The organism is Leminorella grimontii, assembly GCF_039789245.1.
In the GTDB taxonomy this organism is placed as follows: domain Bacteria; phylum Pseudomonadota; class Gammaproteobacteria; order Enterobacterales; family Enterobacteriaceae; genus Leminorella; species Leminorella grimontii.
In genome coordinates, this window is the sequence record NZ_CP146357.1 from 744,968 (window position 1) to 756,759 (window position 11,792).

General features: G+C 56.9%; 11 protein-coding genes. 9 read left to right on the forward strand and 2 right to left on the reverse strand.

The window, feature by feature from the left end; genetic code table 11:
• Nucleotides 1-2 precede the first annotated feature (2 nt).
• Entirely contained in the window at nt 3-701 is a 699-nt protein-coding gene (gene mutH, locus V8L73_RS03555; protein WP_347254135.1) for a DNA mismatch repair endonuclease MutH, read from the reverse strand.
• 962 nt (nt 702-1,663) lie between these two features.
• On the opposite strand from mutH, the gene rppH reads away from it, so the two are divergent.
• From rppH to V8L73_RS03595, 8 genes are all read left to right on the forward strand, one after another.
• Nucleotides 1,664-2,224: an RNA pyrophosphohydrolase gene (gene rppH / locus V8L73_RS03560; protein WP_027274298.1), complete on the forward strand. Its 561-nt coding sequence runs from the start codon at nt 1,664-1,666 to the stop codon at nt 2,222-2,224.
• Nucleotides 2,225-2,413: 189 nt separating this feature from the next.
• A complete protein-coding gene (lgt, locus tag V8L73_RS03565) occupies nt 2,414-3,295 on the forward strand; it encodes a prolipoprotein diacylglyceryl transferase (RefSeq protein ID WP_027274297.1) in 882 nt (293 codons plus the stop codon).
• Nucleotides 3,296-3,327: 32 nt separating this feature from the next.
• Nucleotides 3,328-4,122, forward strand: coding sequence for a thymidylate synthase (thyA, locus tag V8L73_RS03570; RefSeq protein ID WP_027274296.1), 795 nt, complete (start codon nt 3,328-3,330; stop codon nt 4,120-4,122).
• Between the two features lie 60 nt (nt 4,123-4,182).
• Entirely contained in the window at nt 4,183-4,728 is a 546-nt protein-coding gene (locus V8L73_RS03575; protein ID WP_347254136.1) for a WG repeat-containing protein, read from the forward strand.
• Between the two features lie 128 nt (nt 4,729-4,856).
• Nucleotides 4,857-5,363: a prepilin-type N-terminal cleavage/methylation domain-containing protein gene (locus V8L73_RS03580; RefSeq protein ID WP_347254137.1), complete on the forward strand. Its 507-nt coding sequence runs from the start codon at nt 4,857-4,859 to the stop codon at nt 5,361-5,363.
• Nucleotides 5,357-5,962 (forward strand): prepilin peptidase-dependent protein, encoded by a 606-nt coding sequence (locus V8L73_RS03585; protein WP_347254138.1) that lies wholly within the window; start codon nt 5,357-5,359, stop codon nt 5,960-5,962. The genes V8L73_RS03580 and V8L73_RS03585 overlap by 7 nt, the downstream gene beginning before the upstream one ends.
• Nucleotides 5,959-6,411: a DUF2509 family protein gene (locus tag V8L73_RS03590; protein ID WP_347254139.1), complete on the forward strand. Its 453-nt coding sequence runs from the start codon at nt 5,959-5,961 to the stop codon at nt 6,409-6,411. The genes V8L73_RS03585 and V8L73_RS03590 overlap by 4 nt, the downstream gene beginning before the upstream one ends.
• Nucleotides 6,408-6,764 (forward strand): prepilin-type N-terminal cleavage/methylation domain-containing protein, encoded by a 357-nt coding sequence (locus V8L73_RS03595; protein ID WP_347254140.1) that lies wholly within the window; start codon nt 6,408-6,410, stop codon nt 6,762-6,764. The genes V8L73_RS03590 and V8L73_RS03595 overlap by 4 nt, the downstream gene beginning before the upstream one ends.
• 98 nt (nt 6,765-6,862) lie before the next feature.
• On the opposite strand, the gene V8L73_RS03600 is transcribed toward V8L73_RS03595, so the two are convergent.
• Nucleotides 6,863-7,966 carry an NADH:flavin oxidoreductase/NADH oxidase gene (locus V8L73_RS03600; protein ID WP_347254141.1) on the reverse strand — a complete coding sequence of 368 codons (1,104 nt, stop codon included), beginning with the start codon at nt 7,964-7,966 and terminating at the stop codon, nt 6,863-6,865.
• Between the two features lie 364 nt (nt 7,967-8,330).
• Here V8L73_RS03600 and recC point away from each other — a divergent pair, with 364 nt between their 5' ends.
• On the forward strand, nt 8,331-11,720 hold the full coding sequence (gene recC / locus V8L73_RS03605; protein WP_347254142.1) for an exodeoxyribonuclease V subunit gamma: 3,390 nt from the start codon (nt 8,331-8,333) through the stop codon (nt 11,718-11,720).
• The last annotated feature ends 72 nt before the right edge of the window (nt 11,721-11,792 follow it).

Genomic DNA, 11,792 nt, shown 5'->3' on the forward strand with positions numbered 1-11,792 from the left:
TCTTATTCAGACAGCGGCAGGTTAAAGTGTTTGGCCAGCAGCGCCCGCGTAAAGGCTTTTTTCAGATAGAAGCCGCGCGGGAGCGTCATAATCGGCTGGCCAAACTCGCCGATCGCATCCGTCAACGCCCGCGCGTTGGCGGCCTTGGGGCGGATTTGCAGCACTTCTCCGTGCCGGGCGGTGATGGTTTCTACCTTCCCCAGCACGATGAGGTCCATCAGCTCCTCCCAGTCGCGCTTGAGTTTGGTTTCCTCTTCTTCGTCCGGGCTCCACAGCAGGGCAGTGCCGATGCGCCGCTCGGCTAAAGGAATGCTTCTTTCTCCCTCTACCGGCACCCACAGCACCCGCTGAAGCTTCCTACGAAGGTGGCTGCTTTCCCAAGTCACCCCGCTGTTGCCGGTCAAGGGAGCGACGCATACGAAGGTCGTTTCCAGCGGATTGCCCTGCGCGCTTACCGGGATCGTCTTCAGTTCTATGCCCAGATGAGGAAAGTCCTGTTCGGGCTTGCTGCCGGCGCTGGCGCCTAAATAGTGTTCCAGCATCATGCCAACCCATCCCTTATCCCGCTTTAGATCTTTAGGGATCGGCAACCCTACGGCGTCCGCCAGCGCTTTCATCGTATATCCGGCCAGCGCCAGCGCTCGCTGATAGAGCTCCTGCTCGCTTTCTGGCATAGGAAGGGGCGTTACCGTATAGGACATTTAGGGATCCGTTTATCTGTTCTAAATTTATACAGCCCAAGGGGCGCGCTTGTAAGTCATTTTTCATAGCGTTAAGAAACAAATTAACGCTATGGTTTATATCATAATTTTTTATTTTTGGCCCGTTTCGCCTTCCACTATGGCTGAACGGATCGTCAATAAGCCACCGACAGTGAACAGGATCTTACACTATGTTATCCACAGATATCTTGGATAACTCACAAAAAGATGACTACTGTTTTCATTTACAGCATTGACTTCGGGGTTTTTTTGCGTATCAAACCGCATTTTGGTTAACTTTTTATCACTGTCTGTGGATAAAGTCGACGGAGGCTATTTTTTGTTCATGGCGATCTCGCCTAGGGATCTGCATCACATTTTAGATCCGTTTTTTGCCTGTTGGTTATTTATATTAACCTGATTTATATTGAATTATTTCAATTTCAATGCAGGATCAATTCTCTGGGGGTTCTGATTTCTACCCATATTGTTATCGGGTTCTTCACATAGATATCCACAGTAAAGGTGCATAAAGTAGGGTAATGTGGCTTTAGGCTGTTTATAACTTAATTCCAAATGTCAAGTTATACTCAGCAAGCGTATTGATAAGGGAATCTCACCCAGAGGTTTACCGCACCGTTTAGGCTGTGTCCCGCAACTGTACGCGGATGGCGCTGGCGGTCATTTTTACGCAGAGCAAGGCGCGAGCGGTGAGGTTTGGCGGGCCCAAATAAGCCGTGAGTAACGCAGCGCTGCGTAAAAAGGACCCCAGCCCTTCGGGACGAGTGCCAAAAGGGCGTACCCTGCGTTGTCGCACTTGGGCATAGGCTCACTATGCCCTGCGCGCTCCGCCTTGATTACGCCCTTTTGGCTCAGCGTCGCCACCGTGTACAGTTGCGGGACACAGCCTAGTATGAAACAATCAACCTATCTATAAAGAATTTATGCTCTGAGGTAGTCCGGTGATCGATGATGATGGCTACCGCCCGAATGTTGGTATCGTAATTTGTAATAAGCAGGGACAGGTATTGTGGGCCAGGCGATTTGGTCAACACTCATGGCAGTTTCCTCAAGGCGGCATCAACGCGGGGGAATCTCCGGAGCAGGCCATGTATCGCGAGCTTTTTGAAGAAGTGGGACTGAGTCGTAAAGACGTCAAGGTCCTTGGCTGTACGCGTAACTGGTTACGATATAAGTTACCTAAACGTTTGGTGCGTTGGGACACTAAGCCCGTTTGTATTGGTCAGAAGCAGAAGTGGTTTTTACTACAGCTGATAAGCAGTGAAGCCGATATCAACATGCAGCGCAGCAGCACGCCGGAGTTCGACGGCTGGCGCTGGGTGAGTTATTGGTATCCGGTTCGACAGGTCGTTTCGTTCAAACGTGACGTTTATCGTCGCGTCATGAAAGAGTTTTCTCCCATCGTTTTGGCGATGCAGGAAAAGCAGGAAACCCGACCGCAAAAGTCGAATTCGCCGTACCCGAAGCGTAGGAAGGGTGAACGCACCGGCGGTGATAGATAGTCATTAGCCCCACTTAATCGTGGGGCTATCCATTTTCACTCCCCGATATACGGGGCGTAAATGAGTGTAAAGCGGCCTTTTTCTGCGAACCAAACGCGTTTGGCTATGCTATGATTGCGCGGTTTTTTAAGCGCGTAATCAACGGCGCTGTCCGTTCTCAATTCAACGTGATATGTACTGTGGTGAGTGATGAACTCTAGCTTTCTGGAATTTCCTAAATTCGATCCGGTTATCTTCTCTTTAGAACCCACGCTGCCTTTGTCGCTGCGCTGGTACGGCATGATGTACCTGATAGGCTTCGTGTTTGCCCTCTGGCTAGCCAAGCGCCGCGCCGGGCGGCCAAACAGCGGCTGGACGAAGGACGAAGTGGAAAGCGTGCTGTATGCGGGCTTTTTGGGAGTATTCGTCGGCGGCCGCGTTGGCTACGTGCTGTTCTACAGCTTTCCCGACTTTGTCGCTAATCCGCTTTACCTGTTTAAAGTCTGGGAGGGCGGCATGTCCTTCCACGGCGGCCTGATGGGCGTCATCGTAGCGATGCTGTGGTTTGCGCGTCGCACCAAGCGCACGTTCTTCCAGGTGTCCGATTTCATGGCGCCGCTGATCCCCTTCGGGCTCGGCGTTGGCCGACTGGGCAACTTTATCAACGGCGAACTTTGGGGACGCGTTACCGATTTCCAGTGGGCGATGCGCTTCCCGACGGCGCGCGTCGCCGACCAGCTGTTTGTTGAACAAAACCCGCAGTGGCTCCCCTACATGCAGGACGGAATGCTGCCTCGCCACATGTCGCAGCTGTATGAAATGTGCCTGGAAGGCGTCGTACTGTTCCTGCTTCTGAATCTGTTTATCCGCAAGGCGCGCCCGGCGGGCAGCGTCTCGGGGCTGTTTTTGATTGGTTACGGGACGTTCCGTTTTATCATTGAATTTTTCCGCCAGCCGGACGCCCAACTGGGGCTGTTTGGCCTGTTCAGCATGGGGCAGCTGCTTTCGCTGCCGATGATCCTGATTGGCGTACTGATGATGGTTTGGGCCTACCGCCGCCCGAAGCCGCAGGAAAAACGGCAAAAAGCGTGATCGATGAGGAATTTTAAGGTGACGAGGTTACGATGAAACAATATTTAGAATTAATGCAAAAAATCCTCGACGAGGGAACGCCAAAATCCGACCGTACCGGTACGGGAACGCGCTCTATTTTCGGCCATCAGATGCGCTTTAACCTGCAGGAAGGTTTCCCGCTGGTGACCACCAAGCGCTGTCACCTGCGCTCAATCATTCACGAGCTGCTGTGGTTTCTAAAGGGCGACACCAACGTCGGCTACCTGCGCGACAATAACGTCACTATCTGGGACGAATGGGCTGACGAAAACGGCGATTTGGGGCCGGTATACGGCAAGCAGTGGCGCTCGTGGGGCGCGGCTGACGGTCGTCAGATAGACCAGATTTCCGCGGCGGTGGAGCAGCTAAAACGCGATCCGGATTCGCGCCGGATCATCGTTTCCGCCTGGAACGTGGGAGAGCTGTCCGAGATGGCGCTGGCGCCCTGCCACGCGTTCTTCCAGTTTTACGTCGCCGACGGCAGGCTCTCCTGCCAGCTGTATCAGCGCTCCTGCGACGTGTTTTTGGGGCTACCGTTCAACATCGCCAGCTACGCGCTTTTAGTACACATGATGGCCCAGCAGTGCGATCTGGAAGTCGGCGACTTTGTCTGGACCGGCGGCGATACGCACCTGTATATGAACCACATGGAACAAACGCACCTTCAGCTGAGCCGCGAGCCGCGTCCGCTGCCGAAGCTTGAGATCAAGCGTAAGCCGGAGTCCATCTTCGACTATCGGTTCGAAGACTTTGAAATTACGGGCTACGATCCGCATCCGGCGATCAAAGCGCCGGTGGCGATTTAATTTTTATGCCCGCCCCTGTCGGCGGGCTTTTTACATCTGATGTGGGAAAAGGCGCTCAGGATGAGAATCGCACGTTTGAAAGTTGTTCTTTTGCTGCTGGTCGGGTTGATGGCCGCAGGCTGCGGTGTTTCTTCACCCTCCTATTCGTTAAGCTGTTTGTATGGTTCCAGCGAGCAAGGGCTAATTGACGATAGCGCCTGTGCGGCGCCAGATGGCAAGACGTTTCGCTTCTCCTCTCGCGCTCTGGCGCAGGCCGACTATGGCGACAACGGTCTGGCCGGATTCTTTATTGATCGCCGGGTTTTTTACGTTAAGCCCGATGGAAGCAGCCTCGAAGTGCTCTTGTTTGACAACGGCCCCGACTATTTTGAGGAAGGGCTGACCCGCGGTATCGTCAACGGCAAGGTCGGCTTCTTTAACCAACGACTGGAGCCGGTGATTGAGCCGCAGTATGACTTTGCCTGGCCGTTTGAAAACGGGCTGGCAAGAGTCGGCATGGACTGCGAATCGATACCGGACGGCGAACATACGGTCGTTTCCTGCCGTCAGGAAAACTATATTGACAGGCAGGGGCGGAAAGTCGAGCCGCCGGTTCCCGCTCAGTAAGCGTATTATTCTATTTGCGCCGCAGTTTGATGTAACGCTCGGCGCATTACACCTTTTCTTATCAGCGTCGTTTCCACTTCTTTTTTCTCTCCCTGTTCGCTTTCACTGGGCCCGTTTAGCATGCGGCCATGAAAACACGACAACACACCGACCAGTGCGGCCTGTCGCTTATCGAGCTTTTGCTTGCAATAAGCGTAATGGCGATTTTAGCGACCGGCAGCGTTCAAAGCTGGCAAAGCTACCGACAGCGGGCCGCGTTGGAGCAGGCCAGCGCGGAGCTGCTGGCCTTTATGTCCCGGCTTCAGCAGGCGGCGCACTGGCGTAATGAAACCCTCCTGCTGCGAATAGGCAAAGAGCGCGACAGGGACTGCCTGATAGCCTCCCGGCCCCAGGGAGCAGCGGACTGCTTTTCTGCCCGCGGCCCTATTTATCGCCTGCCGATGGAGGGGATGCGGCTTGAGCTACAGCAGTCCGAATTGGGCCTTGGTTTTTACGGCGTACGCAATACGGCGGGGGCGGGGCATATCGTCGTGCAGGGAAAGGCGGGAAGGGTAAGGATTGTGCTATCCGCTACCGGTCGCCTGCGTCGCTGCGCTGAAAGTAACAACGACCTGGCGGGGCTTCCCCGATGCTAGCCGCTCAGCGAGGTTTTTCCCTGCCCGAAATGCTGATCGCCATGCTGATTAGCGGGCTGCTGCTGTCTGGCACTATGTCGCTGTTACCGACGTTCCAGCGCCAGAGTCTGATGCAGTATCGGGCCTACCGGTTGGAGCAGGCGCTGGGGCAGGTTTTGCAAACCGTGGAGAAAGATCTTCGCCGCGCGGGCTATCTGTTTGCCTCAACGACGCTGCGAAGCGATGAGATGGTCAAGATTGTCACGTCGCCCTCCGGCGACGTGAAGGCCTGCGTGCTTCTGAGCTATGACCTGAACCACAACGGTCGGATAGAGCCGGAAGGCGTCTCGCTGTCTGAACGCTTTGGCTACCGCTGGCGACAAGGGATTGTTGAACGCCAAAGGGGCGTCAGCGGCTGTCAGGGCGGTGAATGGGAGAAGATGCTGGATCCTTCAGAAATCGTCGTCAGCGGGTTCCTGATTGAACGCCGCGACTCTCGGTCGGCGAAGGGAGAGGGCGAATACTATTTTGATATCACACTTTCAGGCCACTGGCGCGGCCAACCGGCAGTCGTGCGGACGCTCGTCGCCCGCGTAAAGGGGAGGAGCAGAAACCCGTGATACAAAAACAAAGGGGCTATGCGACGCTGCTGCTGGTTATGATGCTCTTGGCGTTTTCCATGATGATGCTTAAGGGTGTTCATCGCCAGCTGGATCAGCGCGTCAGAATGCAGGTTGACGAAAGGCGCTATCTGCAAAACCGCCAGCGGGCGCACTCTGCGCTGGCGTGGGCATCATCGCTGCGCTGGTCGTTGAACGGCGAGGGCTGGCGGTGCGAACGCCATGAAGCCCGTCGGTTAAATGCCTGCGTAAGGGCGTTAAGCAGTGACGAACTGCTGATTCACGGTTCGGGCTACGCCAGGTTTGGCGAGATGCCGGCGGCGCTCTTTCAGCGAGCGCTGGTGCGGCGAGAGCGGGGCGAATCTTTAGACGTTGGCCTGATCCCGCTTCCAGCCTCGCTAAGCGACGTTTGCCCGCTGGTTGGCCAGCCCGTGGAGTGCGAACCGTGACCGCGTCAGCCCTCCGTCAGGAGGGATTTAGCCTGATAGAGACGCTGGTCGCCATGCTGTTGTTCTCTGTGACGGTTTTGGGGCTGATGCACTATCAGCAGGCGCTGACTGCGCAGTTTTATCACTATGCGAACGAGCAGAAGGCGTGGCGGCTGGCCGCTCAGGCGTTGGAGCTTTATCCCATCAGCGTGGATGAAGACGCCGTTTTGAAGGCCGCTGGGTGGCGGTTTAGCGTTGCCGATAGGAGGCTGGACGAGCGCTGTGATGAAGTGACCGCGGAGGTGAGCGGGCCGGGCCGCGTGAGCGTAAGCCTTGAAAGGCTGTTTTGTCGACCTTCGGGAGAACCGCCATAGGCAGCCCCGCCCGAAGGTAGATAGTAACGGATATAGAGGAGCGGCTATTCGTTCTCCGCAACTCGGAGCGCACATAACCTATGATCCGTTTTCTCCACTCACGTGGAGGTGTTTCCGAAAAGCCCTTTTATCCGACGCGGCGCAGCGCGCCAATACTGCTTCGGTGCGTGAACCTGTGCGCCAAGCTCGGCGGCGGCGCGCCACGGCCAGTGCGGGTCATAAAGGATGCCGCGCCCCAGCGCTACCATGTCGGCATCGCCGGTAGCGACGACGGCTTCCGCCTGCTCTGGCTCGGTAATCAGCCCGACGGCGATAGTGGGCATGCCGACTTCCTCTTTAATTCGACGGGCGAAGGGCACCTGATAGTTCGGCGCTACGGGAATGCGCTGCTCGGCGGACAGCCCGCCGCTGGAAACGTGAATAAAGTCGCAGCCAAGCGCCTTTAAGCGATGGCAGAGGGCAATGGACTGCTCCAAATCCCAGCCGCCTTCAACCCAGTCGCTGGCGGAGATGCGCACGCCGACCGCCTTATTGGCAGGAAAGACTTTGCGAACGGCGCTGAAGGTTTCCAGCAGCATGCGCATGCGGTTTTCCAGAGAGCCGCCGTAGCCGTCTTCTCGCCGATTGGCTATCGGGGATAAAAACTGGTGCAGTAGATAGCCGTGCGCGGCGTGGATCTCAATGGCGTCGAACCCCAGCCTGTCGGCTCGCTTGGCGGAATGGGCGAACGACGCAATGATGGAGGCGATGCGTTCTTCGCTCAGCGCCTGCGGCGTGGCGGAATGGGCGTCAAACGGGATGGCCGACGGCGCTACGGGCTGCCAGCCGCCTCGTTCGGCCGGAACGGCGGGGCCCGGCTGCCAAGGGGGCGGCATTGACGCTTTGCGTCCCGCATGGGCCAGCTGAATCGCCAGAGGCATTGCGGAGTAACGCTTCACTGCGCTAAGAGTTTTTGCCAGCGCACGCTCGGTTTCATCGTCCCAAAGGCCGACGTCATGAGGGGAAATGCGTCCTTCCGGCTCTACGGCGGTGGCCTCCATAATCAACAGCCCCGCGCCGGAAAGCGCAAGCTGCCCCAGGTGGATAGTGTGCCAGTCGGTCGTTTTGCCGTCTTCGGCAGAATATTGACACATTGGCGCGATAACGATGCGGTTGGGCAGCGTAAGCGGGCCAATCTTAATCGGGGTGAACAGTTGACTCATGGTTAGATTCCTCATCGCACAGGGAGATAGTCTGGAACAAAATAAAAAAGTCCCGGCCATGGTAGCACCGCCAAGGCCGGTCGCCATAGACAGAAAAAGCGCAGGTTAGAACAGATTAGGCATATATACTCTATGGATTTCGAGTTGCAGGAAGGCGGCAAGAGAGTGAATCCCGATGAGCTTACTCCAGTAAGTGATTCGGGTGAACGAACGCAGCCAACGCACCTGCAACTTGAAAGACGACGAGTATAGTGATAACGCTATCCGGCTTTACAGTCGGCCTGATAACGTTGAAAATCACTCTTTTACGCTATTCTTTACCAAGGCAGCAGGCCTTACGCCCTTGCCCATTCGGAGAGTCGGAATGTTTACGGTTTATCACTCAAATCAGCTGGACGTCCTGAAGTCGCTGATCGCCGCGCTGGTGGCTGGTAAACCGCTGGCCTCTGTGCTTGAGCCCGAAGTGATTCTGGTGCAGAGCAACGGCATGGCGCAGTGGCTGCAAATTGAGCTGGCGACGGATTTAGGCATTGCGGCCAACGTAGAGTTTCCGCTTCCGGCCTCATTTATCTGGCAGATGTTTACCAAGGTTTTGCCGGGCGTTCCAAAAGAGAGCGCCTTTAGCAAAGACGCCATGCGCTGGAAGCTGATGCGCCTGCTGCCGCCGATGCTTGAACGGCCGGAGTTCAGCCCGCTTTCAGGCTACCTTAGCGATGATGAAGACAAACGCAAACACCACCAGCTGGCGGGGCGAGTCGCTGACCTTTTTGACCAGTATCTGGTGTACCGACCGGGCTGGCTGGAACGCTGGGAAGCGGGGGCGCTGGTCACGGGGCTGAACGACGCTCAGCTTTGGCAGGCCGCGCTTTGGCGGGCGCTGGTGGATGATACCAAAGCTATGGGGCAGCCTTCCTGGCACCGCGCCAATCTTTATCAGCGTTTCATCGATGCGCTTGGCCGTCCCGGCTTTTCTGCGGTAGAAAGCGGCCTCCCGTCTCGCGTGTTTATCTGCGGCATATCGGCCCTGCCGCCCGTTTATCTGGAAGCGCTGTCGGCGCTGGGGCGGCATATCGACATTCACCTGATGTTTACCAACCCGTGTCGCGACTACTGGGGCGATATTCAAGACTACGCCTTTTTAGCGCGCGTGCAGGCGCGCCGGAGGCGTAAGCACGGCAGTGAAGAAGAGGTCGCTCTGTTTAAGTCCGTGCAAAACGCGGCCAGCCTGTTTGACGAGCAGGGAAACCAGAATCTGAGTAATCCTCTGCTGGCAAGCTGGGGTAAGCTCGGCAGGGACAACATTTACCTGCTGGCGCAGCTTGACGGCGTGCAAGAGATCGATGCGTTCGTGGAGCCGCGAAGCGACAGCCTGCTTCATCGAATCCAGCGCGATATCCTGACGCTGGAAGACGGCGCTCAAACCTCGTTCAGCGCAGGCGCCGCGTTTTCCAACGAGGGTAGAGTAGCGCTCGCGCTTGACGATCGGTCGATTAGCGTCCACGTCTGCCACAGCGCCCAGCGTGAAGTGGAAGTGCTGCACGACAGGCTGTTGGCCATGATGGATGCCGATCCGTCGCTTACGCTGCGAGACATCATCGTCATGGTGGCGGAAATAGACGGCTATACGCCCTATATTGACGCGGTATTCGGCAGCGCGCCGAAAGATCGCTTCCTGCCTTATGCCATCTCTGACCGCAGCGCTAGTCAGGTTCATCCGGTGGTGACGGCGTTTCTACAGCTGCTGGATCTCCCCTACAGCCGGTTCGGTGCGCAGGAGGTTCTGGCGCTGCTCGAAGTGCCGGAACTGGCGCGGCGTTTTTCCATTGATGAAAGCGGCCTGCGGACGCTACGCCAGTGGGTTGAGGGGGCAGGAATTCGCTGGGGGCTGGATGACGACATGGTCGCCGACCTGGATTTACCCCCGACGGGGCAGCATACCTGGCGCTTTGGGTTGACGCGAATGCTCCTCGGCTACGCAATGGACAGCCAGGCCGGCGATTTTCAGGGCGTCCTGCCGTACGACGAATCCAGCGGGCTTATCGCGACGCTTGCGGGCCAGCTGGCGGAGTTTTTGATGCAGCTGGCGCGTTGGCGAGAGCGCTTAAGTCAAGCGAGCCCGCTTGCCGAGTGGGCGCCCCTTTGCCGCCAACTGATGGACGCCTTTTTCGTCACGGAGCTGGAGACGGAACCGGTGCTGGATCTGATAGAAAGCCAATGGCAAAAGCAGATAGGTGCGGGTATTGAAGCCGGTTACGATGACGCGCTGCCGCTTACCGTCCTGAAGGATGAGTTGTCCTCTCGCCTTAACCACGAGCGCCTCAGCCAGCGCTTTTTAGCCGGTGCGATTAACTTTTGTACCCTGATGCCGATGCGCTCTATTCCGTTTAAGGTCGTTTGCCTGCTGGGGATGAACGACGGCGTGTATCCGCGGACGCTGCCGCCGCTGGGTTTTGACCTGATGGCCGATGGGCCTATGCGGGGCGATCGCAGCCGCCGGGATGACGACCGCTATCTTTTCCTCGAGGCCCTACAGTCGGCGCAGAACGCGTTCTATATCAGCTATATAGGCCACTCGATTCAGGACAACAGCCTGCGCTATCCTTCCGTATTGGTCAGCGAGCTGCTGGAGTACGTCCGTCAAAGCCACGTGCTGGCGGGGGACGGAGAAGAAGACCCTGAGCTTTGCACGCAGCGCGTGCACCAGCACCTCTTGCACTATCACGCGAGGGTGCCCTTTAGCGAAAAGAATTTTATCAGCGGCAGCGAACAGCAAAGCTACGCCAGAGAATGGCTGCCCGCGGCGGCCAGAGAGGGCGTTCCGCACGGTGAATTTGGCGGTCAGTTGCCGCAGTTAATGCCGGAACGAGTAGATATAGACGATATTCGCCGCTTTTATCGTCATCCCGTCAGGGCGTTTTTTCAGCAACGTCTGAGGGTAAGCTTTTCTTTGGAAGACGCTGAGCTTTCCGACGAAGAGCCGTTTAGCGTCGAAGGGCTTGAACGCTATAGAATGAACGTAGACCTGCTTAACCAGCTTATTGAATCGCGCGATCCGCAGGCGCTGTTTTCGCGCGCGCATGCCGCCGGAGAGCTGCCCTTTGGCGCTTTTGGCGAGCTGTATTGGCAGGGGCAGACGGAAAAAATGCGTGAGCTGGCCGACGCCGTTATCGCGCAAAGGCAGGAGAGCGAAAGCGTCGAGTTTGAGCGCCGGATTGACGGTGTAACGGTCAGCGGCTGGCTGCATCAGGTCCAAAAAGACGGCCTGCTGCGTTGGCGACCGGCGAAGCTGTCGGTGATTGACGGCATGACGCTGTGGCTAGACCACCTGGTTTACTGTATGTCCGGCGGAGAAGGCGAAAGCAGGATGTTGGGCATTGAAGGCAGCGAATGGCGCTTCGCGGCGCTTGGCGTTGAAGAGGCGCAGTCGCAGTTCTCATTTTGGCTGAGGGGCTATCTTCAGGGGCTTTGCGCGCCGCTGATGCTTTTGCCAAAAAGCGCGTGGGCGTGGCTTGAGTCCTGCTACGATGTGGCGTCTGGGCAAGTTGACTATAGCGAGGAGGCGCAGCAAAAGGCGCGCCACAGGCTGGTGCAAACCTGGCAGGGATCGCCTCCCGCGGTCGGCGAGGGAGAAGATCCCTATGTGATGCGGCTGTTTCGCGTGATGGACGACGCCCGATATCGCCAGATTATTGACGACAGCCTGCCCTACCTGCTGCGGCTTCGACAGCATCGGCAGGAAAAAAACGAAGGGTAGCGGTGAACCCTGAGAAACGCCGATGTCCAACAAGAAGAATATCAGTGACCTCCGACGCAGAGCCTGACCCGC

Excerpts from the sequence above, each read along its gene's own strand:
- mutH (WP_347254135.1), bottom strand. The coding sequence starts at position 701 with ATGTCCTATACGGTAACGCCCCTTCCTATGCCAGAAAGCGAGCAGGAG.
- lgt (WP_027274297.1), top strand. The coding sequence starts at position 2,414 with ATGAACTCTAGCTTTCTGGAATTTCCTAAATTCGATCCGGTTATCTTC.
- thyA (WP_027274296.1), top strand. The coding sequence starts at position 3,328 with ATGAAACAATATTTAGAATTAATGCAAAAAATCCTCGACGAGGGAACG.
- V8L73_RS03575 (WP_347254136.1), top strand. The coding sequence starts at position 4,183 with ATGAGAATCGCACGTTTGAAAGTTGTTCTTTTGCTGCTGGTCGGGTTG.
- V8L73_RS03580 (WP_347254137.1), top strand. The coding sequence starts at position 4,857 with ATGAAAACACGACAACACACCGACCAGTGCGGCCTGTCGCTTATCGAG.
- V8L73_RS03585 (WP_347254138.1), top strand. The coding sequence starts at position 5,357 with ATGCTAGCCGCTCAGCGAGGTTTTTCCCTGCCCGAAATGCTGATCGCC.
- V8L73_RS03600 (WP_347254141.1), bottom strand. The coding sequence starts at position 7,966 with ATGAGTCAACTGTTCACCCCGATTAAGATTGGCCCGCTTACGCTGCCC.
- recC (WP_347254142.1), top strand. The coding sequence starts at position 8,331 with ATGTTTACGGTTTATCACTCAAATCAGCTGGACGTCCTGAAGTCGCTG.